The 26373-nt window shown below is 72.2% G+C and carries 23 protein-coding genes and 3 pseudogenes; 21 read left to right on the top strand and 5 right to left on the bottom strand.

Annotation, left to right across the window (positions count from 1 at the left end):
• The first annotated feature begins 32 nt into the window (after positions 1–32).
• From ACWCXB_RS23700 to ACWCXB_RS23680, 5 genes and pseudogenes are all read left to right on the top strand, one after another.
• The gene (locus tag ACWCXB_RS23700; RefSeq protein ID WP_450725470.1) at positions 33–1406 is read left to right on the top strand and encodes a glutamine synthetase family protein; all 1374 of its coding nucleotides are present in this window, start codon (positions 33–35) and stop codon (positions 1404–1406) included.
• A gap of 8 nt (positions 1407–1414) precedes the next feature.
• A complete protein-coding gene (locus ACWCXB_RS23695) occupies positions 1415–2785 on the top strand; it encodes an aldehyde dehydrogenase family protein (RefSeq protein WP_450725469.1) in 1371 nt (456 codons plus the stop codon).
• A 5-nt stretch (positions 2786–2790) separates the two neighbouring features.
• Positions 2791–3609 (top strand): 3-oxoacyl-ACP reductase, encoded by an 819-nt coding sequence (locus ACWCXB_RS23690; protein WP_450725468.1) that lies wholly within the window; start codon positions 2791–2793, stop codon positions 3607–3609.
• A gap of 78 nt (positions 3610–3687) precedes the next feature.
• Positions 3688–3819, top strand: a pseudogene (locus tag ACWCXB_RS23685) (hypothetical protein); the annotation flags it as partial.
• Positions 3820–4018: 199 nt separating this feature from the next.
• Positions 4019–4200 (top strand): annotated as a pseudogene (locus ACWCXB_RS23680) (hypothetical protein); the annotation flags it as partial.
• Between the two features lie 27 nt (positions 4201–4227).
• Here ACWCXB_RS23680 and ACWCXB_RS23675 read toward each other — a convergent pair.
• Positions 4228–5430, bottom strand: coding sequence for an amino acid deaminase/aldolase (locus ACWCXB_RS23675; protein ID WP_450725467.1), 1203 nt, complete (start codon positions 5428–5430; stop codon positions 4228–4230).
• 183 nt (positions 5431–5613) lie between these two features.
• Here ACWCXB_RS23675 and ACWCXB_RS23670 point away from each other — a divergent pair, with 183 nt between their 5' ends.
• From ACWCXB_RS23670 to ACWCXB_RS23605, 14 genes and pseudogenes are all read left to right on the top strand, one after another.
• Positions 5614–6879, top strand: coding sequence for a hypothetical protein (locus ACWCXB_RS23670; RefSeq protein ID WP_450725466.1), 1266 nt, complete (start codon positions 5614–5616; stop codon positions 6877–6879).
• Positions 6876–8072 (top strand): type VII secretion-associated serine protease mycosin, encoded by a 1197-nt coding sequence (mycP, locus tag ACWCXB_RS23665; RefSeq protein ID WP_450725465.1) that lies wholly within the window; start codon positions 6876–6878, stop codon positions 8070–8072. Before ACWCXB_RS23670 ends, mycP begins: the two co-directional genes overlap by 4 nt.
• A gap of 52 nt (positions 8073–8124) precedes the next feature.
• Complete coding sequence (locus ACWCXB_RS23660) at positions 8125–8856, top strand: SseB family protein (protein WP_450725464.1); 732 nt, start codon at positions 8125–8127, stop codon at positions 8854–8856.
• Between the two features lie 24 nt (positions 8857–8880).
• Positions 8881–9273: a DUF1844 domain-containing protein gene (locus tag ACWCXB_RS23655; RefSeq protein WP_450725463.1), complete on the top strand. Its 393-nt coding sequence runs from the start codon at positions 8881–8883 to the stop codon at positions 9271–9273.
• A 365-nt stretch (positions 9274–9638) separates the two neighbouring features.
• The gene (gene infC, locus ACWCXB_RS23650; RefSeq protein WP_450725519.1) at positions 9639–10259 is read left to right on the top strand and encodes a translation initiation factor IF-3; all 621 of its coding nucleotides are present in this window, start codon (positions 9639–9641) and stop codon (positions 10257–10259) included.
• Positions 10260–10362: 103 nt separating this feature from the next.
• Positions 10363–10557, top strand: coding sequence for a 50S ribosomal protein L35 (gene rpmI / locus ACWCXB_RS23645; RefSeq protein ID WP_017945471.1), 195 nt, complete (start codon positions 10363–10365; stop codon positions 10555–10557).
• A gap of 105 nt (positions 10558–10662) precedes the next feature.
• Entirely contained in the window at positions 10663–11055 is a 393-nt protein-coding gene (gene rplT / locus ACWCXB_RS23640; protein WP_242333133.1) for a 50S ribosomal protein L20, read from the top strand.
• Positions 11056–11391: 336 nt separating this feature from the next.
• Positions 11392–12240: a TrmH family RNA methyltransferase gene (locus ACWCXB_RS23635; RefSeq protein ID WP_450725462.1), complete on the top strand. Its 849-nt coding sequence runs from the start codon at positions 11392–11394 to the stop codon at positions 12238–12240.
• Positions 12241–12344: 104 nt separating this feature from the next.
• Entirely contained in the window at positions 12345–13484 is a 1140-nt protein-coding gene (locus ACWCXB_RS23630) for an ATP-binding protein (protein ID WP_450725461.1), read from the top strand.
• 134 nt (positions 13485–13618) lie between these two features.
• Entirely contained in the window at positions 13619–14743 is a 1125-nt protein-coding gene (gene pheS, locus ACWCXB_RS23625) for a phenylalanine--tRNA ligase subunit alpha (RefSeq protein ID WP_450725460.1), read from the top strand.
• Positions 14743–17274, top strand: coding sequence for a phenylalanine--tRNA ligase subunit beta (gene pheT, locus ACWCXB_RS23620; RefSeq protein ID WP_450725459.1), 2532 nt, complete (start codon positions 14743–14745; stop codon positions 17272–17274). The genes pheS and pheT overlap by 1 nt, the downstream gene beginning before the upstream one ends.
• A gap of 342 nt (positions 17275–17616) precedes the next feature.
• A pseudogene (locus tag ACWCXB_RS23615) lies at positions 17617–18632 on the top strand (PP2C family protein-serine/threonine phosphatase).
• A gap of 263 nt (positions 18633–18895) precedes the next feature.
• Entirely contained in the window at positions 18896–20236 is a 1341-nt protein-coding gene (locus ACWCXB_RS23610) for a transcriptional regulator (RefSeq protein ID WP_450725458.1), read from the top strand.
• A gap of 85 nt (positions 20237–20321) precedes the next feature.
• Complete coding sequence (locus ACWCXB_RS23605; protein ID WP_450725457.1) at positions 20322–20852, top strand: NUDIX hydrolase; 531 nt, start codon at positions 20322–20324, stop codon at positions 20850–20852.
• Positions 20853–20945: 93 nt separating this feature from the next.
• Here the strand turns inward: ACWCXB_RS23605 and ACWCXB_RS23600 are convergent, their stop codons facing one another.
• Complete coding sequence (locus ACWCXB_RS23600) at positions 20946–21203, bottom strand: hypothetical protein (RefSeq protein WP_450725456.1); 258 nt, start codon at positions 21201–21203, stop codon at positions 20946–20948.
• Between the two features lie 145 nt (positions 21204–21348).
• Positions 21349–22209 carry a 3-hydroxybutyryl-CoA dehydrogenase gene (locus ACWCXB_RS23595; protein ID WP_450725518.1) on the bottom strand — a complete coding sequence of 287 codons (861 nt, stop codon included), beginning with the start codon at positions 22207–22209 and terminating at the stop codon, positions 21349–21351.
• Between the two features lie 192 nt (positions 22210–22401).
• On the opposite strand from ACWCXB_RS23595, the gene ACWCXB_RS23590 reads away from it, so the two are divergent.
• Positions 22402–23643, top strand: coding sequence for a glycoside hydrolase family 10 protein (locus ACWCXB_RS23590; protein ID WP_450725455.1), 1242 nt, complete (start codon positions 22402–22404; stop codon positions 23641–23643).
• A 48-nt stretch (positions 23644–23691) separates the two neighbouring features.
• Here ACWCXB_RS23590 and ACWCXB_RS23585 read toward each other — a convergent pair whose 3' ends face one another.
• Positions 23692–23886 carry a DUF1918 domain-containing protein gene (locus ACWCXB_RS23585; protein ID WP_450725454.1) on the bottom strand — a complete coding sequence of 65 codons (195 nt, stop codon included), beginning with the start codon at positions 23884–23886 and terminating at the stop codon, positions 23692–23694.
• Positions 23887–23977: 91 nt separating this feature from the next.
• Complete coding sequence (locus tag ACWCXB_RS23580) at positions 23978–24928, bottom strand: DMT family transporter (RefSeq protein ID WP_450725453.1); 951 nt, start codon at positions 24926–24928, stop codon at positions 23978–23980.
• Between ACWCXB_RS23580 and ACWCXB_RS23575 the strand changes: the two genes are divergently transcribed.
• Complete coding sequence (locus ACWCXB_RS23575) at positions 24927–26363, top strand: aminotransferase-like domain-containing protein (RefSeq protein WP_450725452.1); 1437 nt, start codon at positions 24927–24929, stop codon at positions 26361–26363. The two genes, ACWCXB_RS23580 and ACWCXB_RS23575, sit on opposite strands and share 2 nt — an antisense overlap.
• The last annotated feature ends 10 nt before the right edge of the window (positions 26364–26373 follow it).

Raw genomic sequence — 26373 nt, 5'->3', positions numbered from 1 at the left:
GGCTTCCCGGCTGACCTTAGGAGGCGCATCCCGTGGCAGACCGCACACCCCCACTCACCGTCGAGGAGCTGAGAGTCCTCGTTGCGAGCGGTGAGATCGACACCGTAGTCCTGGCCTTCCCCGACATGCAGGGCAGGCTCCAGGGCAAGCGGTTCGCCGCGCGCTTCTTCCTCGACGAGGTCCTGGAGCACGGCACCGAGGGCTGCAACTACCTCCTCGCCGTCGACACCGAGATGAATACGGTGGACGGCTACGAGATGTCGTCCTGGGAGCAGGGATACGGCGACTTCGCCATGCACCCCGACCTGGCCACCCTGCGCCGCGTCCCCTGGAACGAGGGCACGGCGATGCTGATCGCCGATCTCGCCTGGAACGACGGCACACCCGTCGTCGCCGCTCCCCGCCAGATCCTGCGCCGCCAGCTGGAGCGCCTCGCCGAACTCGGGTACACCGCGCAGGTCGGCACCGAGCTCGAGTTCATCGTCTTCAAGGACTCGTACGAGCAGGCCTGGGACGCCAACTACCGCGGGCTGACCCCCGCCAACCAGTACAACATCGACTATTCCGTCCTCGGGACGGGCCGGATCGAGCCGCTGCTGCGGCGTATCCGAAACGAGATGGGCGCGGCCGGACTGACCGTCGAGTCCGCCAAGGGCGAGTGCAACCCCGGCCAGCACGAGATCGCCTTCCGCTACGACGAGGCCCTGGTCACGTGCGACCAGCACGCCGTCTACAAGACGGGCGCCAAGGAGATCGCCGCCCAGGAGGGCGTCTCGCTCACGTTCATGGCGAAGTACAACGAGCGCGAGGGCAACTCCTGTCACATCCATCTGTCCTTGCAGGACGCCGACGGACGCAATGTGATGGCAGGGGAGGGGAGCGGCCAGGAGCACGGCATGTCACAGGTCATGCGGCACTTCCTCGCCGGGCAGCTCGCCGCGCTGCGGGACTTCTCGCTCCTGTACGCCCCGAACATCAACTCGTACAAGCGCTTCCAGCCGGGCTCGTTCGCCCCCACCGCCGTCGCCTGGGGCCACGACAACCGCACCTGCGCGCTGCGCGTCGTCGGCCACGGACGCTCGATGCGCTTCGAGAACCGGCTCCCCGGCGGGGACGTCAACCCGCATCTCGCCGTCGCCGGACTGGTCGCCGCCGGGCTGTACGGCATCGAGCAGCAGCTCGAGCTCCCAGAGGTCTGCGCCGGCAACGCCTACTCCGCCGACTACGCGCACGTCCCCACGACCCTCAGGGAGGCCGCCGAGCTCTGGGAGAACAGCCCCATCGCCAAGGCCGCCTTCGGCGACGAGGTCGTCGCCCACTACCGCAACATGGCGCGGGTCGAACTGGAAGCCTTCGACGCCGCGGTGACCGACTGGGAGCTCCGCCGCTCCTTCGAACGCATGTGAGGCACCACTTGTCGCAAACGTACGCACTCGATGTGCTGAACCCGGCCACCGAGGAAGTCATCGCCACGGTCCCCGGCGCCGTCGAGCGGGACGTCGACGCCGCCGTCGTCCGGGCCGCACACGCCCAGCGCGCCTGGGCGGCCGCGGCCCCCGCCGACCGCGCCCGGCTGCTGCGCCGTTTCGCGGGTGTCGTCGACGACCACATCGAGGAACTGGCGCGGATCGAGGTCCGCGAGGCCGGCCACACCATCGGCAACGCCCGCTGGGAAGCCGGGAACGTCCGTGACCTGCTCGACTATGCGGCCGGGGGAGTGGAGCGGCTCGGCGGACGCCAGATCCCGGTCCCCGGCGGACTCGACATCACGATCCTCGAGCCCCTCGGCGTCATCGGCGTCATCGCGCCCTGGAACTTCCCCATGCCGATCGCCGCCTGGGGCACCGCCCCCGCACTCGCGGCCGGGAACGCGGTCGTCCTCAAGCCCGCCGAGACCACACCGCTCACCGCGCTGCGGCTCGCCGAACTCGCCCTGGAGGCGGGACTGCCGGAGGGGCTGTTCCAGGTGCTGCCCGGCCGCGGCGACATCGCGGGCGACGCACTCGTACGCCATGACGGCGTAGCCAAGATCGTGTTCACGGGATCGACCCGGATCGGCAAGCAGATCATGTCGCTGTGCGCCGACCGCGTGAAGCGCGTGACCCTCGAACTCGGCGGCAAGAGCCCCAACATCGTCTTCGCCGACGCCGACATCGAAGCCGCGGCCGCCGCCGCCCCCATGTCGTTCCTCGACAACAGCGGCCAGGACTGCTGCGCCCGCACCCGCATCCTCGTCCAGCGCTCCGTGTACGACGACTTCCTGGACCGGCTCGCCCCCGCCCTCAAGTCGGTCGTCGTCGGCGATCCGGCTGACGAGAAGACACAGATGGGGCCGCTCATCTCACGCGTGCAACTGGACCGCGTACGGTCGTATGTCACCGATGACCTTGCAACGGTCCGCGGCAGCGCTCCCGAGGGCCCGGGCTTCTGGTTCCCACCGACCCTCGTCACGGGCGTCGGCCCCGACGCCCCCATCGCCACCGAAGAGGTCTTCGGCCCCGTCGCCGTCGTCCTCCCCTTCGACGACGAGGACGACGCCGTACGCCTGGCCAATGCCACCGAGTACGGACTCTCCGGCTCCATCTGGACCCGTGACGTCGGCCGTGCCCTGCGCGTCTCCGGGGCCGTCGCCGCCGGCAACCTCTCGGTCAACTCCCACTCCAGCGTCCGCTACTGGACCCCCTTCGGCGGCTACAAGCAGTCCGGCCTCGGCCGTGAACTCGGCCCCGACGCCCTCACCGCCTTCACCGAAACCAAGAACGTCTTCCTCAGCACGGAGGCCTGAACCACATGACCACGCCTGCATCTCCGGGGAGCGCCCCCCGGACCCCCGAGGCTGCCGTCTGCCGCCGCCTGGTCGGCCGTACCGCCGTCATCACCGGTGCCGGCAGCGGCATCGGCCTGGCCACAGCGCGCCGGCTGGCCTCCGAGGGCGCCAACGTCGTCTGCGGCGACATCGACGAGACCGCCGGCAAGGCGGCGGCCGACGAGGTCGGCGGGACCTTCGTGAAGGTCGACGTCACCGATGCCGAACAGGTCGAAGCGCTGTTCAAGGCCGCCTTCGACACGTACGGCAGCGTGGACATCGCCTTCAACAACGCGGGGATCTCGCCGCCCGACGACGACTCGATCCTGGAGACCGGCCTCGACGCCTGGAAGCGGGTGCAGGAGGTCAACCTCACCTCCGTGTACCTGTGCTGCAAGGCCGCCATCCCCTACATGCGGCGGCAGGGCAGGGGCTCCATCATCAACACGGCGTCGTTCGTGGCGCGCATGGGCGCTGCGACCTCGCAGATCTCGTACACGGCCTCCAAGGGCGGCGTGCTCGCCATGTCCCGTGAGCTCGGTGTGCAGTTCGCCCGCGAGGGTATCCGGGTCAACGCCCTCTGCCCCGGACCGGTCAACACCCCGCTGCTGCAGGAGCTGTTCGCCAAGGACCCCGAGCGGGCCGCGCGGCGGCTCGTGCACATCCCGGTGGGACGCTTCGCGGACGCGGACGAGATCGCGGCGGCCGTGGCCTTCCTCGCCAGTGACGACTCGTCGTTCGTCAACGCGACGGACTTCCTCGTCGACGGCGGGATCTCGGGGGCGTACGTCACGCCTCTGTAGGGTGACCGCGTGAGCATGGCGACTCCGCCCGGCTGGTAACCGGATCCAGGCACCCCGGCCACCGAACGCTGGTGGGACGGCTCAGCCTGGACCGGGCACACCCGGCCCGTCGCCGCGCCGACGGCCTTGTCCGCCCCGACCATGAGCAGCTCGCGTCGAGATCCGCCGTGGTCGCCGGACGCACCGGGCACCTCGTCCGCCGGCGGGTGACGACCGGCGCGGGGCCCGGCGGCCAGGCCGTGTTTGAGAACTGGCGCCGTCCGCCCGTAGGGCGGGGCTCGCGGCGCTGGTGCGTGCAATCGCAAGGCGGAGGATCATCCTCGTACTGGACGTACTTGGATGACTCCGACAACGCAGCGAGTGTGCGTGCCAGACGTCGCGGGCCAGGCGGGAGTTCTCGAACACGGCCTACGTCCAGTCGCTGGTCTTCCCCTCCGCGGTCGGCTCCGAGGCGCTGATCATCGTGCGCCTCGCTTTCGACTCGACGCGGGCCCCGACGGGCCGCCGCTCATCGACATGGACCGCATCGTCGAGGGCATCCGCCCGATCGGCGATGTGAGCGGAGGCGTCGGGTCGACGGTCGGCCCGTAAAGGCACTCGTCAGGGGGTGCTCAGAGGTCAGAGGAACGTACGGCCCTCGCCCCGGTACGTCGGTACGGACGCCACCACCCGGTCGCCCTCGATCAGCCGCAGCTCGTCGAACCGCTCGCACAGCTCCCCGGCCTTCGCGTGCCGGAACCACACCTTGTCGCCGATGAGGAGATCGTCGGCCGGCGCGCCCAGCAGCGGGGTCTGCACCTCGCCCGGCCCCTCCTGCGGGTCGTACCGCAGCCCCTCCGGCAGATACGGCACCGGCAGCCGGTCCCGTCCAGCGGCCCCCGACGCCGGATAGCCGCCGCCGAGTACCGTCACCACGCCCACGCCGGGGCGGCGCACCACGGGCTGGGCGAACAGCGCCGCCGGCCGCCCGCTGAAGGACGTGTAGTTGTCGAACAGCCGCGGCACGTAGAGCCCCGAGCCCGCGGCGATCTCCGTGACCGCGTCCTCGCCCGCCGTGTGCTGCACGCTGCCCGTGCCGCCGCCGTTCACGAACTCCAGCTCGGGGGCCACGGCCCGGACCGCGCGCACGACGGCGGCGCGGCGCAGCGCCAGCTCGCGGCGGGCCGCCGACTGCATCAGCCGGATCGCCCGCGACCGCAACGGGCTCCCCGACACCGCGTCGCCGACGCCCGCGACATGCCCCTCGTACGCCATGAGGCCCACCAGCCGGAAGCCCGGTCGGCCGACGACGGCACGGGCCAGCTCGGCCAGCTGGGCCGGCTCGCGCAGCGGCGAACGGCGCGCCCCGATCCGTACCCGCCCGCCGAGGAGATGCAGCGCGGTGTCGAGTTCCAGACAGACCCGGATCTCCTCCGCGCCGCCGTCCCGCGCCCGGTCGATCAGCTCCAGCTGCGCCGGGTCGTCGACCATCACGGTGACGGCGGCGGCGAGCTTGGCGTCCCCGGCCAGCTCGGCGAACGCGGCCCGGTCCGCGGACGGATAGGCGAGGAGCACATCGTCGAAGCCGGCCCTGGCCAGCCAGAGCGACTCGTCCAGCGTGAACGACATGATCCCCGCGAAACCGTCCATGGCCAGCACTCGCTCCAGCAGCGCACGGCACCTGACGGACTTGCTCGCCACGCGGATCGGCTTCCCGCCCGCCCGGCGGACCAGGTCCGCCGCGTTCGCGTCGAACGCCTCGAGATCGACGATGGCGAGGGGCGCGTCGAGATGGGCGGTGGCCCGGTCGTACCGGGTCCGGTCTGCGGCACGGGGAGTCATGGCCCGAGCCTGCCAGACCGGATTACCGGAGGGTAGGGGGACGTTCCGGTCAGATGCCCCGGGCCTGCGGTCCCGTTGCCGCGAGGCCCGTATCTGCCCGTAGAGTGAGCACACGCGGTGACGAACGGGCGTGCCCCGAAAGGCGATCCGGCGGCGCTACGAGACGAGGGAAACGGGGGGCGGATGAGCACCGAAGCACCACGCTCGTCGCGCATCACCGACGCCCTCCTCCCTCCGGTGCCTCCGGCCGAGCCCCCCGTGCCCTCGCCGTCCCCTGCCGAGACCACCACCCGCCTCCGCCCGATCACCGACTCGACGCCTCCGCCGCGTGCTGCTGCCGACGCGGCACCCGGTGCCGTGCCCCCGCGCCCCTCCGGGCCGCCGCCCGGGAGCCGGCCGGGCGCCTCCGTCCCCTCACAAGGTGACGGCTCGTCGGTGCCGGGCGGGCAGGGAGGTGCCGGGCCGCGTCCGTACGCCGAGCAGGCGCGCCCGGCCGGTCCTGCGCGTCCGGCGGGTCCTGCGCGTCCGGCGGATCCGGCGGGTCAGGCCGCCTCGGCACCGGTACCGGGGATCGGCGCGGCCGTTCCTCCGCAGCCCTCGAGGCCGCCGTGGACGCCCCCGGTCTTCCCGTACTCGAGCGCCCTCCCCGAGACACCGACGGAGATCACGACCCGACTACGGCCCATACGGACCCGGCACCCCGCGCGGACCGCCGGCGCGCTCGCCTGCCTGGTCCTCGGGCTCGGGCTGGTCGGGGGCGCCGTCACCGGGAGCTGGCTCGTCGGGGACTCGTCCGCGTCGCCCACCACCCGGGGCGGCTACACCGAGGCACGCACGCTCTGGCACAGCGCCCCCGTCGACAGCCTCTTCCCGCGCACCCTCAAAGGCACCGGCGCGGGGCCCGGAGGCGCCGACCGGACGTGGACGAGGATCGCCGTCGCACCCGACGGGCCTTGCACGGGGGCTCTCGACCCGCTGCTGGTGAAGGTGGTGCAGCCGGTCGGCTGCCTGCGCGTCCTGCGGGCGACGTACACCGACGCCACCGCCAGCAGTGTCACCACCGTCGGCATGATTTTCACCGAGGCGGACCAGGCCGCGATGGCCGCCCTGCGCACCCGCTTCTCCGCCGAGGGCCTCGACGAACGCACGGACCTCATGCCCCGGACGTACGCCGCCCCCGGGACCGTCGCCGCGCGCTTCGGCGACAAGCAGCGGGCAAGTTGGACGTTCGGCGTCCTGCGCGACGCGCCGGTGATCGTGTACGCCGTCTCGGGCTTCGCCGACGGCCGCACCGTCGCCGACCCCCAGCCCGCCGGCGAGGCGATGGTCGGCGGCGCCACCTCCGCACCCGCCCAGGCGGGCCTCGGCCACGAGGCCAAGGGCATCGCGGACCGCATCGAGCGCGCCCTCCGCAAGACCGCAGCCCCGGCCACGGAGCGCCCCGAATGACCGCGAAGCCCGTCCGTCCCGCGAAGCCCGCACGCCGCCGCCTCACCGGGGCCCTCGCCGCCGCCCTCGCCTTCGTCCTGGTGTCCGCCGCCCCCGCCCAGGCCGACGGCATCCGCGCCCGCCAGTGGGCCCTGGACGACATGCACACCGACGAGGCGTGGCAGACCACCAAGGGCAAGGGGATCACCGTCGCCGTCCTCGACACCGGTGTCGACGACAGCCACCCCGACCTCGCGGGCCAGGTGCTCCCGACCAAGGACCTCGTCGGCTTCGGGGCCGGGCGCGGTGACCGCGCCTGGGCCCGGCACGGGACCGCCATGGCCGGCATCATCGCCGGGCACGGTCACGGGCCCGGCGGCGAGGACGGGGTCCTCGGCATCGCCCCCGAGGCGAAGATCCAGCCGGTCCGCGTGATCCTCGAAGGCAGTGACCCCGCCCGCAAGAGGGCCCGCAGCACCCGCGGCTCCGCCCTCGCCGACGGCATCCGCTGGGCCGCCGACCACGGCGCCGACGTCATCAACCTCTCCCTCGGCGACGACAGCGAGTCCGCGCACCCGGAGAAGAGCGAGGACGCCGCCGTCCAGTACGCCCTCGCCAAGGGCGCCGTGGTGGTCGCGTCGGCCGGCAACGGCGGCGAGAAGGGCGACCACATCTCCTACCCCGCCGCCTACCCCGGTGTTATCGCCGTCGCCGCCGTCGACCGCTTCGGCACCCATGCCTCCTTCTCGACCCGCCGCTGGTACGCCACCGTCAGCGCCCCCGGTGTCGATGTCGTCATCGCCGACCCCGACCGGCGCTACTACGAGGGCTGGGGTACCAGCGCCGCATCGGCGTTCGTCTCCGGAGCCGTCGCGCTCGTACGGTCCGCCCACCCCGGTCTGACCCCCGCCCAGATCAAGAAACTCCTCGCCGACACCGCGCGGAGCAGCCCCAAGAGCGGCCGCGACGACGCCAAGGGGTACGGAATCGTCGACCCGGCCGCCGCGCTCGAGGCGGCCGGCAAGCTGACCCCGGCCGATGCGAAGGCCGCGGCCACGTCCGGTTACCGCAAGCGCTACTTCGGCAGCGGCCCGGCCGCCCCGTCCGCGGCGGACGAGCCGGGCGGCTGGCTCGTCCCCGCCACCGGAGGCACGGGCGCCCTGCTGCTCGCCGGCGCCGTCGTCCTGTGGCGCGGCGGCCGCCGCCGCACCTGAAGTGCGGCGACCGGGACACGGGCACCCACCGGGGGGAGGTTAGGCTCCTCGCGTGGCGCTCAAGAACATTCCCGACCCCGGTTTCTCCGACGACGACGGCACCGCCGACCCCGCCCTGACGGCGGCGCTCGCGGCCTGGGCCGAGGACAGGAGCGCCGAGCGGCCCGTGCTCGAAGCACTCAAGGGCGCCCGGCTGCTCGTCCCGGTCGTCGCCGTGCTCGGTGAGGTCGAGGAGGACGAGAACGGTCTGCGCCGCGAGAAGACGAGCGACATGGCCGTGCCGACGCTGACGGCGGGCGGCCGCCGGGCCCTGCCCGCGTTCACGTCGACCGCGTCGCTGGCCCGCTGGGACCCGGCGGCCCGGCCCGTCGCCGTACCTCTGCACCAGGCGCTGCAGGCCGCCGCGCACGAGAAGGCGGACACGCTCGTCCTGGACCTCGCGGGCCCGGTGCCGTACCAGCTCACCGGCCCCGCCCTGCTCGCCCTCGCCGAGGGACGCACGAGCACGGACCCGCTGGCCGACCCTTCGGTGACGGCGGCGGTACGGGCGGCGGTCGCCGCCGAGCCCGCGGTCCTCCGCGCGCACCTCGGCCCCGGCAGCGCCGACGGCACCCTCGCGCTCGTCCTGGCACCGGACGCGGTCCCGGCCGATGCGGCCCGCCGTGTCGCCCGCACGCTGGCGGCCGACGAGACGCTGCGGGCCCGGCTGGTGCGGGGACTCGACCTGGCGCTGCTGCCGGCGGAGGCATCGCCTCCGGGGGAGCCCCTCTACGTACGGCCCTGAGGGGCACCGCATATCGTGTGGCGCATGAGTGACGCGACCCCCAGCAATGCGACCCCCGGCAACGAGACCCCGGGCGAGGAGTCTCCCGACTTCGACGCCATGACCCGCGACATCGCGGAGGTCCCCGCGGTCGAGGTCATCGTCACGGTCGCGGTGAACCTGATGAGCGCAGCAGCGGTGAAGCTCGGCCTGACCGAGGACGGCGAGAAGCACAAGGACCTGGACGAGGCCCGCAAGCTCGTCCACGCGTTGGCCGGACTGCTCGACGCCGGTGCGACGGAGATCAGCTCCTTCCACGCGGCGCCGCTGCGCGACGGCCTGAAGTCGCTCCAGCTGGCCTTCCGCGAGGCGTCGGTCGTGCCCGACGAGCCGGGCCAGGGCCCGGGCGAGAAGTACACGGGGCCGGTCTTCGGCTGAGCCCGTGACGCGCGGGCGGCGACCTGCCGCCCGCCGGTTAGCCCCTTCCGCCCGGAGCTGCTAACCTTGTGTAACGACCGGTCGGACGCGCCTGTGTCCGACCCACAAGTGGAGGCTCCGATCTCCCACCTGGCCACCCTCAGGGGCGGCGGGTCACCGGTCAGACGGCGACCATCGTTCCGTACGGACGATGGAGCCGTCCGATGTAGCGCCCCGCGGTTGACCGCGGCGGTGTTCCGGTAGTTCAAGGAGCCCCGCCTGTGTCCCGTCGGGGCATTTTTCATGAACCGGCGTGGTTGGTCTAACGAAACAGACGTTGCGCGGCCGTCCGCCAGACTGCCGCGTGGTGCTACCGAGGAGGATCCATCAGCGCCGAGCCCCGCATCAACGACCGGATTCGCGTTCCCGAGGTGCGACTTGTCGGTCCCAGCGGCGAGCAGGTCGGGATTGTTCCGCTTGCCAAGGCCCTGGAGCTTGCCCAGGAGTACGACCTCGACCTGGTCGAGGTAGCGGCGAACGCCCGTCCGCCTGTCTGCAAGCTCATGGACTACGGCAAGTTCAAGTACGAGTCGGCCATGAAGGCCCGTGAGGCGCGCAAGAACCAGGCGCACACGGTCATCAAGGAGATGAAGCTCCGGCCGAAGATCGATCCGCACGACTATGACACCAAGAAGGGTCACGTCGTCCGGTTCCTCAAGCAGGGCGACAAGGTCAAGATCACGATCATGTTCCGTGGTCGCGAGCAGTCCCGGCCGGAGCTCGGCTACCGGCTGCTGCAGCGGCTCGCGGAGGACGTCCAGGACCTCGGCTTCGTGGAGTCGAACCCGAAGCAGGACGGCCGCAACATGATCATGGTTCTCGGTCCGCACAAGAAGAAGACCGAGGCGATGGCCGAGGCCCGCGAGGCCCAGGCCGCCCGCAAGGCGGAGCGCCAGGGTCAGTCCGCCCCGGCGGCGGACTCCGCCGAGGAGCCTGCCGAGGCCTGATTCCAGGACAACCGTCCCGGACATCAACCGATACATCTGACGCTTTCGCCTGCCGGTTTACGGACCGGCGACGGAAGCGCACTGACGAGGAGAGAACGGCGCTATGCCGAAGAACAAGACGCACAGCGGTGCCAAGAAGCGCTTCAAGATCACCGGCTCCGGCAAGGTGCTCCGTGAGCGCGCCGGCAAGCGCCACCTGCTCGAGCGCAAGTCGTCCAAGCTGACGCGTCGCCTCACCGGCAACGCCGAGATGGCCCCGGGTGACGCCGCCAAGATCAAGAAGATGCTGGGCATCTGACTGATTCCCTGCCCTCGGTGACGGGGGCTTCCGGGCAAAGACCGGGACCAATTCGTTTCCGGGTCGTGTGAGTCCAACCACGGCCCCGCTACAAGGAGTTAACAAGTGGCACGCGTCAAGCGGGCAGTCAACGCCCACAAGAAGCGCCGGGCGATCCTCGAGCAGGCCAGCGGTTACCGCGGTCAGCGTTCCCGCCTGTACCGCAAGGCGAAGGAGCAGGTCACCCACTCCCTCGTCTACAACTACAACGACCGCAAGAAGCGCAAGGGCGACTTCCGTCAGCTGTGGATCCAGCGCATCAACGCCGCTGCCCGCGCGAACGGCATCACCTACAACCGCTTCATCCAGGGTCTGAAGGCCGCCAACGTCGAGGTGGACCGCAAGATCCTCGCCGAGCTCGCGGTCAACGACGCCGGTGCGTTCGCCGCGCTCGTCGAGGTCGCCCAGAAGGCGCTCCCGGCGGACGTCAACGCCCCGAAGGCCGCGTCGGCGGCCTGACGGCCGCCCCTCGCGTCCCTCCGGACTGCCCCGGACCCGCAGGCCCCTGGCCTGCGGGTCCGCGTGCGTCGGGCCCGGCGTTTCCCGCCGCACTCTGCGGTGCCGGCCACGCATTTCAGCCCGTCCGGCGTTCAAGGACGGACACCCCGCCGCACCCCGCGGCACCGGCCACGCATCCCAGCCCGTCTGGGGGTCCCCCACGCAGCAGGGCGTAGGGGGAGCTCGAGGACGGACACACCGGGACCCACCCGGTACCGGGCACCCCAGCAGCCCGCCCGCAGGGCGCACCGGGCCCCGGGCCCCGGGCCCAGGGCCCGGTCACGAAGGAGCACCCCCATGCGCACCCCCGAGCTGATCTCCCCCCGGTCCCCGCGCGTCGTCGCCGCGCGACGCCTGGCCCGGCGGAACTTCCGGTCCAAGGACCGGCGGTTCATCGCCGAGGGGCCGCAGGCCGTGCGGGAGGCCGTGGCGCACCGGGGCGGTGACGGTGAGGCGACACTGACCGAGCTGTTCACCACCGTCGAGGCGGCGGAGCGCTACGCGGACATCGTCGACGCCGCCCGCGCCGCCGGCGCCCGGATCCACTACGCCGCCGACACGGTGCTGGCCGAGGTCTCGCAGACCGTCACGCCTCAGGGGCTCGTCGGCGTCTGCCGCTTCCTCGACTCGCCGTTCGAGGAGATCCTCGCCGCCGAGCCCAGGCTCGTCGCCGTCCTCGCACACGTACGCGACCCCGGGAACGCCGGTACGGTCCTGCGCTGCGCGGACGCCGCGGGTGCGGACGCCGTCGTGCTCACCGACGCGTCCGTGGACCTGTACAACCCCAAGTCGGTGCGGGCGTCGGTCGGTTCGCTGTTCCATCTGCCCGTCGCCGTCGGCGTACCCGTCGAGCAGGCCGTCAGCGGGCTGCGGGCCGCCGGTGTGCGGATCCTCGCCGCCGACGGGGCCGGGGACGACGACCTGGACGACGAGCTCGACGCCGGGACCATGGGCGGGCCGACCGCGTGGATCTTCGGCAACGAGGCCTGGGGCCTGCCCGAGGAGACCCGCGCGCTCGCGGACGCCGTGGTGCGCGTACCCATCCACGGCAAGGCCGAGAGCCTCAATCTCGCGACCGCCGCCGCGGTGTGCCTGTACGCCTCCGCCCGCGCGCAGCGCACCCAAGGCGGCTGCCGGGCACGGTGACCGAGGGGACCCCGGGACCCGCAGGGTGTCGCTCCGTCACCGGCGACTAGTAAAGTGACGAACTCGGGGGCCCACTGCACCGGTTCGAGAGGTGGGGTACGGGGATGGCTGTCGGCACGAGCGGGCCGTCGGAGGCGCACCTCGCCTTCGCGTGTTCCTCCACGGGCGCCGCGGGCCCGGACATCGACCCCGACGACCTCCCCGACGGATTCGTCGTCGCCGACGAGACCGGCCGGGTGATCTGCTTCAACGCCGCGGCCGTACGGATCACCGCGACCCCCCGGGCCGAGGCGCTCGGCCGCCCGCTCGAGCAGGCCCTGCCCCTGGAGGACCTCAAGGGACGCCGCTGGTGGACCCTGACCGATCCGTACGGTGGCCTCGCCACCCGCGTCGGCCAGCCCGAGCGCAATCTCCTGCTCCCCGGCGGCCGCGAGGTCCTCGTCTGCGCGCGGTACGTGCGCGAGGCCCCCACCGGGCCGGTGCGCCGCGTCGTGGTCAGCCTGCGCGGCACCGAGGCCCGGCGCCGCACCGAGCGCAGCCACGCCGAACTGATCGCCACCGTCGCCCACGAGCTGCGCTCCCCGCTGACCTCCGTCAAGGGCTTCACGGCCACCCTGCTCGCCAAGTGGGAGCGCTTCACCGACGACCAGAAGCGGCTCATGCTGGAGACCGTCGACGCCGATGCCAACCGTGTCACCCGGCTCATCGCCGAGCTCCTCGACATCTCCCGCATCGACTCCGGACGCCTCGAGGTGCGCCGCCAGCCCGTCGACATCGCCGCCGCCGTCGGCCGCCACATCCAGGCCCACACCGCGGCCGGCCAGTCACCGGACCGCTTCTTCGTCCGCATCCAGCGCAAGCTGCCCGACCTCTGGGCGGATCCCGACAAGATCGACCAGGTCCTCGGCAACCTGCTGGAAAATGCGGTGCGCCACGGCGAGGGAACCGTCACCATCGAGGTGGCACCCGCGCCCGCCGCCCCCGGCGGGACCGGCAAGAACGCTGTGAAGGGAACGGCCGTCACCGTGAGCGACGAAGGCCCCGGCATTCCCGAGGAGTCGATGGGCCGTGTCTTCACCCGCTTCTGGCGGGGGAGCAAGCGTGGCGGCACCGGACTCGGTCTCTACATCGTCAAGGGAATCGTCGAGGCGCACGGCGGCACGATCACCGTCGGCCGCGGACCCGGCGGCGGCGCCGAGTTCCGATTTATTCTGCCCGTCGGCGCCCCGGCGTACCTCAGCTGACACACGCTGAGTCTCGCCCTTCGGCCCACGGGCTCTTACGCACACCTCACCCCGTTAGACTCGACCTTTGGCACGTTTGCGTCCTCGGTCGTCGAGCGGGGGCCCCAGCCACCCCATCGGAAGTACGGGAAGAAATGTCGGCACCCAATAAGTCGTACGACCCAGTCGAGGTCGAGGCACTGAAACCGGAAGAGATCGAGCGCATGCGGGACGAGGCGCTCGCCGCCTTCGCCGCCGCCGGCGACCTCGACGCGCTGCACGAGGCGAAGATCGCGCACACCGGCCCCACGTCGCCGCTCGCGCTCGCCAACCGGGAGATCGGCGCCCTGCCGCCGCACGCGAAGGCCGACGCCGGCAAGCGCGTGGGCCAGGCACGCGGTGCCGTGAACAAGGCCCTGGCCGCCCGCCAGGCCGAGCTGGAGGCGGAGCGCGACGCACGCGTGCTGGTCGAGGAGGCGGTGGACGTCACGCTGCCCTACGACCGCACTCCGGCCGGCGCCCGGCATCCGCTGACGACGCTCTCGGAACGCATCGAGGACATCTTCGTGGCCATGGGCTACGAGGTCGCCGAAGGCCCCGAGGTCGAGTCCGAGTGGCTGAACTTCGACGCGCTGAACATTGCCGCGGACCACCCCGCCCGCGGCGAGCACGACACCTTCTTCGTGCAGGCCCCGGACGGCGGCGCCGGCTCCGGCGTCGTGCTGCGCACGCACACCTCGCCCGTGCAGGTCCGCTCGATGCTGGACCGCGAGCCGCCGCTGTACGTGATCTGCCCCGGCCGCGTGTACCGCACCGACGATCTGGACGCCACCCACACGCCGGTCTTCCACCAGGTCGAGCTGCTCGCCGTCGACGAGGGTCTCACCATGGCCGACCTCAAGGGCACGCTGGACCACATGGTCCGGGCGCTCTTCGGCGGCGAGGGCATGAAGACCCGGCTGCGGCCGAACTTCTTCCCGTTCACCGAGCCGTCCGCCGAGATGGACATGGTCTGCTACGTGTGCCGCGGTGAGTCCGTCGGCAACCCGGACCGGCCGTGCCGCACCTGCTCGAGCGAGGGCTGGATCGAGCTCGGCGGCTGCGGGATGGTCAACCCGAAGGTGCTCGTCGCCTGCGGCGTCGACCCCGAGAAGTACAGCGGATTCGCCTTCGGGTTCGGTATCGAGCGGATGCTGATGTTCCGCCACAACGTCGAGGACATGCGAGACATGGTCGAGGGTGACGTCCGGTTCACCCGGCCGTTCGGGATGGAGATCTGATGCGGGTCCCGCTTTCATGGCTGCGGGAGTACGTCGACCTGCCGGCGACGGAGACCGGCCGTGACGTACAGACCAAGCTCATCGCGGCCGGCCTGGAGGTCGAGACCGTCGAGCAGCTCGGCGGCGGGCTCAAGGGCCCCCTGGTCGTGGGCCAGGTGCTCACCATCGAGGAGCTGACCGAGTTCAAGAAGCCGATCCGCTACTGCACCGTCGACGTCGGCCAGGCCAACGGCACGGGCGAGCCGCAGGAGATCATCTGCGGCGCCCGGAACTTCGCCGTCGGCGACAAGGTCGTCGTGGCCCTGCCCGGTGCGGTCCTGCCCGGCGACTTCCAGATCGCCGAGCGCAAGACGTACGGCCGGATGTCCCGCGGCATGATCTGCTCCGGCGACGAGCTCGGCATGGGAGACGACGGCTCGCACGGCATCATCGTGCTGCCGCCGGAGTACGAGGTGGGCATCGACGGCACCGAGCTGCTGGAGCTGTTCGACGACGTCCTCGACATCGCCGTCACGCCCGACCGCGGCTACTGCCTGTCGATGCGCGGTGTCGCCCGCGAGACCGCCATCGCGTACGGGCTGCCGCTGCGCGACCCGGCGCTGCTCGACGTCCCGGGCCCGAACTCCTTCGGCCACCCGGTGAAGATCGCCGACCCGATCGGCTGCGACCGCTTCGTCGCCCGTACGGTCGTCGGTCTCGACCCCGAGGCACACTCGCCGATCTGGCTGCGGCGTCGTCTGCAGAAGGCCGGCATGCGGCCGGTCTCGCTCGCCGTGGACGTCACCAACTACGTGATGCTGGAGCTCGGCCAGCCCCTGCACGCCTACGACCGGTCCCTCGTCGACGGACCGATCGGGGTGCGCCGCGCCGAGCCCGGCGAGAAGTTCACCACCCTCGACGGGGCCAAGCGCGTCCTGGACGCCGAGGACCTCGTCATCACCGACAACCGCGGGCCGATCGGTCTCGCGGGCGTGATGGGCGGCGCGAACACCGAGATCGCCGACTCGGTCCGCGACCCCGAGACCGGCGAGGTCAAGGGCACCACCGAGGTCGTCATCGAGGCCGCCCACTTCGACGCCGTCTCGATCGCCCGCACCGCGCGCCGCCACAAGCTGTCCTCCGAGGCGTCCAAGCGCTTCGAGCGCGGCGTCGACCCGCAGGCCGCCGCCGCTGCCGCGCAGCGCACGGTCGACCTGCTGGTGCTGCTCGCGGGCGGCACGGCCGAGGCCGGTGTCACCGAGATCGTCGCGCCCTCCGCGCCGCGCACGGTCACGATGCGCGCCGACCACCCCGACCGCGTCGCGGGTGTCGAATACGGCCGCGAGACCGTCGTACGCCGCCTCCAGGAAGTCGGCTGCGACGTGTACGGCCAGGACGAGCTCGTCGTCACCGTCCCGTCGTGGCGGCCCGACCTGGGCGCGCCGAACGACCTCGCCGAGGAGGTCATCCGGCTCGAGGGATACGAGAACCTCCCCTCGACGCTGCCCACGCCGCCGTCCGGCCGCGGGCTCACCGCGCGGCAGCGGCTGCACCGCCGGGTCGGCCGGGCGCTGGCCGGATCCGGCCATGTCGAGGCGCTGAACTACCCGTTCGTCGGCGAGGCCGTGTTCGACCAGCTCGGTCTGGAGGCCGGTGACCCGCGGCGCACCGTGGTCAAGCTGGTCAACCCGATCTCCGACGAGGAACCGGCGCTGCGCACCACGCTGCTGCCCGGGCTGCTCGCCGCGCTGCGGCGCAACGTCGGTCGCGGCTCGCACGACCTGGCTCTCTTCGAGACCGGTCTGGTCTTCCGGCCGACCGGCGAGGAGAGCGTCCTCCCGGCATTGCTGCCCGTCGACCGCCGCCCCACGGACGAGGAGGTCGCCGCGCTGAACGCGGCGCTGCCGCGCCAGCCGCGCCGCGCCGCGACCGTCCTGGCGGGCTCCCGCGAGCAGGCAGGCTGGTGGGGCGCAGGCCGTCCGGCCGACTGGGCCGACGCGGTCGAGTCCGCCCGTACGGTCGCCCGCGAGGCCGGTGTCGAGCTCACCGTGCGTGCCGATCAGCACGCGCCGTGGCACCCGGGCCGGTGCGCCGCGCTGTACGCCACCGTGAACGGCGAGGAGATCCTCGTCGGCCACGCGGGCGAACTGCACCCGCGCGTCATCAACGCGCTCGGACTGCCGGAGCGCACCTGCGCGATGGAAGTCGAGCTGGACCTGCTGGAGCAGGCGGGCCAGGGCACCCTCCGGGCCCCGCGGATCTCCACCTTCCCCGTGGCCACGCAGGACGTCGCGCTGGTCGTCTCCTCCGACGTCCCGGCCGAAGAGGTCGAGCGGGTCCTGCGCGAGGGCGCGGGCGAGCTGCTGGAGTCCATCCGGCTGTTCGACGTCTTCACCGGCGAGCAGATCGGCGAGGGCAAGAAGTCGCTGGCCTACGCGCTGCGGTTCCGCGCCGCGGACCGCACGCTGACGGTCGAGGAGGCTTCCGCCGCCCGCGACGCCGCGATCGCGCTCGCCGCGGAGCGCGTGGGCGCGGTGCTGCGCGGCGCCTGACGGCTGCGCAGGCCCGACGCCTGACGTCTGGCGCCCGACGCCTGACGCCTGGCGCTTGAGCCGAGGGGCGTACCCGGACGTGTTCCGGGTACGCCCCTCACTCATTCGGGTGAGAACCCTGGGTGACGTTCCCAACCCCCATCGACGATCGACAGAATCGTCCCGGCCGTAGGGGCGGGCCTGCGCGCCGGACGGGCCTACGAGGGGGGCCAGCGGCAGATGCGAATCAGGTCACGGTGTCCCTTCCCTGCATGGCTCCACCGGCGTACGAGGCGGTGGCTGCCGTTGCACGGGGCGGGGCGGCGACTGGCCGCGGTGGCGCGGGCGGTCCGGCGACGCGGGGTGACCGGTCCGGCCCCGGTCAGGAGGGTGTTGCCGTTCGTGCTGCCAGGGGCGTGGGGGGCCGCGGCCGTGGCATGGCGGCTGTGGTGTCCGTTGGCGGGGCAGGACGGGCTCGGGGCGCGGATCGGCACCAGCGTCGTGTTCCTGACCGTCGGGGCGGGCTGCTGTACGGGGTGCGGCGGGGGCCCGCACGGGAGCTCAAACGGGTGCGGAAGATCGCGCATGCGGCGCAGCAGGTGCTCCTGCGGCCGCTGCCGCCGCGGCTCGACGGCCTCGCCGTCGCCGCCGGACAGCTGTCCGCGTACCGGGGCGCGGCCGTCGGCGGGGACCTGTACGAGGCCATGGCCACCCCGCACGGGGTGCGGGTCGTCATCGGGGACGTACGCGGGCACGGGCTCGCCGCCGTCGGGGCCGTCGCCGCGGTGCTCGGAAGCTTCCGGGAGGCGGCACACGACGAGGCGGAACTCCCCGGCGTGCTGCGGAGACTGGACCGGGCGCTGCAGCGCCATCTGCGGGAGCGGGGCGGGGACGATCAGCCCGAGGAGTTCGTGACCGTCCTGCTCCTGGAGATCCGCGCCGACGGTGACGTACACGCCGTGAACTGCGGCCACCCGTGGCCGTACCGCCTGCGCCACGGCGCCCGGCAGCTCGCCGCCGGATCCCCGCTGCCGCCGCTCGGACCCTTCCCGCTGCCGGACCGCATCCCCGTCCACCCGTGTGCCCGACTCCTGCCCGGCGAGGCGCTGTTCCTGCACACGGACGGCGCGGAGGACGCGCGCGACGCCGCCGGACGGTTCTTCGGGCTGGAGGAAGTGCTCGCCGAGACCGCCGTCGGCCCGTCCGCCGCGCCCGCCGCGGTGATCCACCGCGTGCACTCGGCGCTGCTGCGGCACACGGGCGGACGGCTCACCGACGATGTGGCGCTCATGGTGCTCCGCAACGACCGCATGCGGGTCCCGGCGCAGTCCGCAGAACCAGGCCTGCGCCGTACCCGCCCGGAACCCTCCAATCGATAGAGAGCAAAGGGCTCTCGCGGCCGGCGCCGCCCGCCCTGCCGCGGAGTGTCGGGCAGATCGGCAGGACGGACGGCGCGGGTGCGGGCCGCCGCACTGTACGAGGGGGAGCCGGCGGCCCGGCCGCCTCCTGAGAGACAGCTCAGTCAACCGGCGCACAGCGCACGGCGGCAGAGCGCGCGCGGCATGGGTACATGCACTCGTTTCACACCCCGTGCGAACGGCGCTCCACTACGCTGGGCCGCACCGAGCCAACGGAGGGGCCCATGCAGCCCAACACCCTGCTCGACGCCCTGCTCGACGAGGCGGGCATCTCCCACGCGGGCCTGGCCGCCCACGTCAACCAGGCGGGCCGAGCGAGAGGCCTCGCCCTCCGGTACGAACACACGGCCGTGGCCCGCTGGTTGAAGGGCCAGCGGCCCCGTGGCCAGGTACCCGATCTGATCTGCGAGGTGCTCGCCTCCCGGCTGCACCGCGCGGTCACGCTCGACGACATCGGTCTCGGCGTCCCCGGGGAGGCCGCGACCCCGCACGGCTCGTCACTCTCCGGGTTCGTCGAGCGCGCCACCGCCCTGTGGCGCTGCGACGAGCAGCAACGCCCGCACATCATCGGCGCGGTGGCGGTCACGGGCACGCCGGCGGTGATGCCCGTCTGGGAGTGGGAGAACCCCCCGGAGGACGCGGACGTCTCCCGCAACGGCCAGACCCGGGTCAGCATGGCCGACATCAAGATGCTGCGCGCCGCTCGCGCGCACTACGAGCTGATGTACCGGAAGGCCGGCGGCATCGCCACCCGCTCGCGGATCGTCGGCTTCCTCAACGCCGAGACCGCCCCGCTGCTCCGCGGCGCCTACAGCGACGCCCTCGGCCGCCAACTGCATCGCGCCACGGGCGGACTGGTGGCCGTCGCGGGCATCTGCGCGTACGACTCCGACGCGCACGGACTCGCCCAGCGCTACTTCCACCAGGCGCTGCGCCTGGCGAAGGCGAGCGGCGACCGGGGCCTCGGCGCCTATGTCATCGCGCTGCTGGTCAACCAGTCACTGTTCATGGGGGAGTTCCGGCAGGCGGTCGCCTTCGCGGAGGCCGCGCTGCGGGCGGCCGGGCGCCAGATCACGCCCGCGCTGGCCGCCGATCTGTACGCGATGCAGGCGAAGGCGTACGCGCATCTCGGCGACGGCAGCAGCGCGCTCGGCCGCATCCGGCGCGCCGAGGCCGAGGCGGAGCGGATCCGCCCGGGACATGAGCCGGACGAGACGGGCTATGTGCAGCCGGGGCTCGTGAACGTCCAGGTCGCGGAGGCCCTGCTGAGCCTGGGCGATCTGACCGCGGCCCGCGAGCACGCCGCGGCGGCGGCGGCGACACCGGCGCACGACCGGGGCCGGGTCCACCGGCTGGCCATGCTCAGCCAGATCGAGGTCCTTCAGGGCGAGGCGGACCGGGCCGCGGGGACCGCGACGGAAATGGCGGAGCGGGCGCGGGGGATGGAGTCCCAGCGGCTGAGGGACCGGCTGCGGGAGGTCCGCCGGCACCTGGTCGACAGTGGATCCGCGACCGCCGCCGAGGCGGCAGAACTCATCGACGGGGCGCTGCGCGTGCCCCTGTGACGGAGCGGGTTGCTTGGTGAGCGTTCCCCTGTGAGCGCACTCCTGCTGCGATATTGCCATCTACTTGTCGGAAGGTGGCAGAGAAGTGCAGTGGACGAATTTAAGCGAACACACTGTGTATGAGAACCGCTGGTTCAGGGTCAACCTCGCGGACGTGGAACTGCCCGACGGCCGGCACCTGGACCACTTCCTCATCCGTCTGCGCCCGGTCGCGGTCGCGACCGCCGTCAACGAGGCGAACGAAGTCCTCATGCTCTGGCGGCACCGCTTCATCACCGACAGCTGGGGCTGGGAACTCGCCGCGGGTGTCGTCGAGGACGGCGAGGACATCGAGGCCGCGGCGGCGCGGGAGATGGAGGAGGAGACCGGATGGCGGCCGGGGCCGCTCCAGCATCTGCTCACCGTCGAGCCGTCCAACGGCCTCACCGACTCGCGGCACCATCTCTACTGGTCGGAGGCGGCGACGTACACCGGCCATCCCGAGGACGACTTCGAGTCCTCGCGCCGCGAGTGGATACCGCTGAAGCTGGTCCCCGACATGATCGCCCGAGGCGAGGTCCCGGCCGCCAACATGGCGGCCGGGCTGTTGATGCTGCACCATCTGCGCCTGGGCTGACCGTGCGGCCGGCCGGACTGTCGGCCTCGCTGCCGCCCAGGCCGCCGACCGCGTCGCTGCCCTTGCCGCCGCCCGTACGTGCGGCGGCTTCCGCTACGGTCCGAGCGCCTGCCAGACCGCTACCGCCAGCGCGCCCACCGCGGTGAGCGCGGCGACGGCGGGCAGCGGCCATTTCGCGTGCTCGAGCGCCACCACGCGCGTGGCCAGATCGATGAGGTCCCGGTCGATCTGGTCATGGCGCTGGGCGAGCAGGGCGAGATGCCCGTCGATCCGGGCGAGGCCGACGTCGAGAGAGCGGCGCAGCTCCGCGAACTCCTCGACGGCCGCTAAGTGATCGGGGTCGGTGGTCACCTGAGTGCTCCTCTTCGGAAAGTTGTCCCACGGGTCCCTCTGCTGAGCGGATCCGAGTCAACTCTCCCTGGTGGGAGCGGGGGAGCGTGTGCGCACGGCATATGCGGACACGCTCCTCACACCCCGTGTGAAACACCTGTACGAATCAGGAGTACGAGTAGAAGCCGGACCCCGTCTTACGGCCCAGCCGCCCCGCGTCCACCATGCGCTGCAGCAGCGGCGGGGCGGCGTACAGCGGCTCCTTGAACTCCGCGTACATCGAGTCGGCGACCGAGGCCACCGTGTCGAGGCCGATCAGGTCCGCCAGCTTGAGCGGGCCCATGGGGTGGGCGCAGCCGAGCTCCATGCCGTTGTCGATGTCCTCACGGCTCGCGATGCCCGACTCGAACATCCGGATCGCGGAGAGCAGATACGGGATGAGGAGCGCGTTCACGACGAAGCCAGAGCGGTCCTGCGCACGGATCGCGTGCTTGCCCAGCGCCTGCTGGACCACGCCCTCGGAGCGCTTGATGGTCTCCTCGGAGGTGGTCAGCGCGGGAATCAGCTCGACGAGCTTCTGCACCGGCGCCGGGTTGAAGAAGTGGATGCCGATGACCTGGTCGGGACGGGACGTCGCGACGGCCAGCTTCACCAGGGGAATGGAGGACGTGTTCGACGCGAGGATGGCATCCGGCCGGGTCACCACCTGGTCGAGCACCTGGAAGATCTCGGTCTTGACCTGCTCGTTCTCGACGACGGCCTCGATGACGAGGTCGCGGTCCGCGAACTCCCCGAGATCGGTCGTGAAGCTGAGCCGAGCCAGCGTCGCGTCGCGCTCCTCCTCGGTGATCTTGCCGCGCTCGGCGGCCTTCGAGAGGGAGTTGTACAGACGCGTACGGCCGATCTCAAGGGCCTCGCCGGTGGTCTCCGCGACCTTGACCTCGAGTCCGCTGCGCGCGCACACCTCGGCGATACCGGCGCCCATCTGGCCACAGCCCACCACTCCGACGCGGGATACGTCGGCCACAGTCTCGGTCACATCGTGCCTTTCGCTGATCTTGCGCGGTCTTCAGTGCGGCAGGTCCCCCGTTTGGTTCCGGTGCCCGCCTCGACCCCACGACGTTACTCCGAGGGTGCGTGTGCTCCGAGGGCCGGGGCGGCATGCTGTGTGGTGACAGTGAGTAAGGGATTGAGTACGGAGCAGTGGAGGGGTCGGTTCATGAGGCGGATCACCAGAAGAGGATTCATGTCAGCGGCCGGCTCCCTCGCCGCGCTGGCCGTGGCCGCGGACAGCTCGGCGGGCGCGGCCGCCGCCCCGGCCCGCCGCAGGAGCGGGCGGGAGTTCCGCGGCATGTGGCTGGCCTGCGTCGCCAACCGCGACTGGCCGTCCGAGAAGGGGCTGAGTGCGGCCGAGCAGCGCGCGGAGCTGCTGGACCACCTCGATTCGGCGGTGGCCCGCCGGCTCAACACCGTCGTCCTCCAGGTCCGGCCGACGGCCGACGCGCTGTGGCCGTCGCCGTTCGAGCCGTGGGCCGAGTGCCTGACCGGTGTCCAGGGGCGCAACCCCGGCTGGGATCCGCTCGGCACCGCCGTGCGCGAGGCCCATGCGCGCGGACTGGAGCTCCACGCCTGGTTCAACCCGTACCGGGTCGCCACGCACACGGACCGGACGCGGCTCTCCGCGAGGCATCCGGCCCGGCTGAACCCCGGCTGGGTGGTTCCGTACGGCGGAAAGCTCTACTACAACCCGGGACTCCCCGAGGTCAGGGCCTTCGTCCAGGACGCGATCCTCGACGCCGTCGCGCGGTACGACATCGATGCCGTGCACTGGGACGACTATTTCTATCCCTATCCGGTCGCCGGGCAGAAGTTCGACGACGACGCGGCGTACGAGGAGCACGGCGCGGGCTTTCGGAGCAAGGCGGCCTGGCGGCGCAACAACATCGACCTACTGGTGCGCGAGACGGCCGCACGGATCCCGTCGACCCGTTCGGGGGTGCGCTTCGGCATCAGCCCCTTCGGGGTCTGGCGGAACGCCGGGACCGACCCGCTCGGCTCCGACACGACGGCGGGCGTGGAGACGTACGACGATCTGTACGCCGACATCCGTAAGTGGGTGCGCAAGGGCTGGATCGACTACGTCGTCCCGCAGTTGTACTGGCACATCGGCATGGCCGCCGCTGACTACGCGACCCTGGTGCCCTGGTGGGACGAAGTGGTGCGGGGAACCGGTGTCGACCTCTACATCGGCGAGGCCCTGTACAAGGCGGGAGATCCGGCTCAGGCCGACGCCTGGCAGGACCGGGCCGAGCTGTCCCGGCATCTCACGCTCGCCGCCGACTACGCGGAGGTGCGCGGCCATTGCTTCTTCTCGGGGAAGGAAGTCATGGCGGACCGGATCGGGGCGATGGCCAAGGTCGTGGCCGATCACTATCCGACCCGGGTCCGGGCGCCGCGCTGAGCTCGAGTACCTGATCGGGAAGACCGGCCACGGATGCCGAGCTCTTGATCAGGCCTGCTCGCGGTGGCGTACGACGGTGTCGGGACCTGGTGACATCAGGCACTCGTGACCGTCGTCCTCGAAGCGGACGCGGTAGGGCGGAGTGCCGTGATCGCCCAGAACCTCTACGACTTCGGCGAACCGGTCGTGCTGGCCGACGACCCGGCCGTGCACGAGCAGCTTGTCTCCCACACTCGCTTCCATCGGGCGTGACCTCCTTGAAGGGGGTGGTCGGTATTCCTGAGTCTACGTCCGGGGGTGTGACCCTTGTCACCCGCAGACTGTCTCAGGGTCCTCAGGTGTTCGCGCGCTGGGTGACGGCGATGCAGACGAGGACGGCACCGGCTGCCAGCGGTGCGGCGGGGGAGAACTGCTCGGAGAGCAGCAGCACCGACCAGACGAGGGTCAGCAGGGGCTGGGCGAGCTGGAGCTGGCTGGCCTTGGCGATGCCGATCGAGGCCATGCCGCGGTACCAGACGTACAGCCCGAAGAACGTCGATCCGGCGGCCACCCACAGCAGGCCGGCGATGCCGTGGGCGGTCGGCCGGACGGGTTCGGCCATCAGAGCGACGACCGCTCCCGGCACGGCGAGCGGCAGGCACAGGATCAGCGCCCAGCCGATCACCTGCCAGCCGGGCATCAGCCGCGCCAGCCGACCGCCCTCCGTGTAGCCCGCGGCGCAGACCAGCAGGGCGCCGAACAGGTAGACGTCGCCGGTGGAGAGCGCGCCGCCGCTCTGCTGCAGCGTGAACGCGATCACGACGGCCGCGCCGGCGAGCGCGGCGGCCCAGAAGGTGCGGGAGGGCCGCCGCCCGGTGCGTACGGCGGCGAAGACGGCGGTCGTGAGCGGGAGGAGCCCGACGACGACGGCGGCGTGCGAGGTCGTCGAGCTCTGCAGGGCGAGGGTCGTCAGCAGCGGGAAGCCCACGACCACGCCGCCCGCGACGACGGCGAGGGAGCCCAGGAGCCGCCGGTCGGGGACCGGCACACGGAGGGCGAGGAGGAAGCCGCCCGCGATGACGGCGGCGAGAACGCTCCGTACGGCGACGAGGGACCAGGGGCCGAAGGACTCCATGGCCCAGACGGTGGAGGGGAAGGTGAGCGAGAAGGCGACGACACCGAGCGAGGCGAGCAGCGTGCCGCGACGTCCACCGGGCACCGTCGTGCCGGTCGCCGTCGCGCCGTTCGGGACCGAACCGCTGACCGCTATCGAGCTGATGGGAGTAGCGCTATCCTGTGCTGTCATGCAAGAGCGTAGCAGTGTGGCAGAGTTGGCGAACTCGCTGAAGCGGGAGCTGAACCGCTACTCGATCGGCGAGAAGCTGCCGTCGAGTCGTGTCATCGTCGAGCGCTACCGCGTGTCCCCGGTGACCGTCTCCCGCGCCCTCGCGCAGCTCGCCGCCGAGGGGCTGGTCGTCACCCGGCCGGGCGCGGGCGCCTTCCGGGCGCAGCCGCGTACGGGCACCCCCGAGCCCGGGGACACGTCCTGGCAGGAGGTCGCGCTCAGCGCGGACGCCGCGACGGAGGTGGTGCCGCGGGCGGTCGACGCGTCGGGTGTGCTGGTGACGCTGGCGGCCCCGCCGCCCGGAGTGATCGAGTTCAACGGAGGCTATCTGCACCCCTCCCTCCAGCCCGAGCAGGCGATGGCCGCCGCGCTCGCCAGGGCCGGGAGGCGTCCCGGAGCCTGGGGCAGGCCACCCAGCGACGGGCTGCCGGAGCTGCGCGAATGGTTCGCTCGCGGTGTCGGCCCCGGGGTCACGTCCGCCGAGGTGCTGGTCACCGCGGGCGGCCAGTCCGCCCTCACCACCGCGCTGCGCGCCCTCGCCCCGCCCGGCGCCCCCGTACTCGTGGAATCGCCCACCTATCCAGGAATGCTGGCCATCGCCCGCGCCGCCGGACTCCGCCCGGTGCCCGTGCCGGTCGACCCCGAGGGCGTGCGCCCCGAGCTTCTCGCCGCCGCCTTCCACGCGACCGGCGCCCGGGTCTTCGTCTCCCAGCCGCTCTTCCAGAACCCCACGGGTGCCGTGCTCGCGCCGGCACGTCGCGCCGAGGTCCTGCGGATCGCCCGCGCCGCCGGCGCGTTCGTCGTCGAGGACGACTTCGCCCGCCGCCTCGTCCACGACGATGCGGGCCCTCTCCCCGCCGCACTCGCCGCGGACGACCCCGACGGCGTCGTCGTCCACGTGTGCTCCCTCACGAAGGTCACGTCACCGAGCCTGCGCGTGGGCGCCCTCACCGCCCGCGGCCCGGTCCTCGAACGCCTGCGCGCCATCCACGTCGTCGACAACTTCTTCGTGCCCCGTCCCCTCCAGGAGGCCGCTCTCGAACTCGTCGGCTCCCCGGCCTGGAGCCGCCATCTCCGAGCCGTCGCCGCCGAGTTGAAGGCACGCCGCGACACCACGACCGCCGCCCTGCGCCTGCACCTCCCCGAACTCGCCCTCCCGCACATCCCCTCCGGCGGCTACCACCTCTGGCTACGCCTTCCCGACGGCACGGACGAGTCCGCCCTCGTCTCCACGGCCCTCCGCGCCGGCGTCGCCGTCGCACCCGGCCGCCCCTACTTCAGCGCCGAACCCCCGGCCGGCCACCTGCGGTTGAGCTTCGCGGGTGTGGCGGGGCCGACGGAGATCGCGGAAGGCGTACGGCGGCTGCGCACCGCCTGCGACGAGGTCCTGAGGTGACGAAAGATCG

Source organism: Streptomyces sp. NPDC001514, from assembly GCF_053597075.1.
The sequence above is the reverse complement of the archived record's forward strand: the minus strand, read 5'-3'. Positions and strand labels throughout refer to the sequence as shown.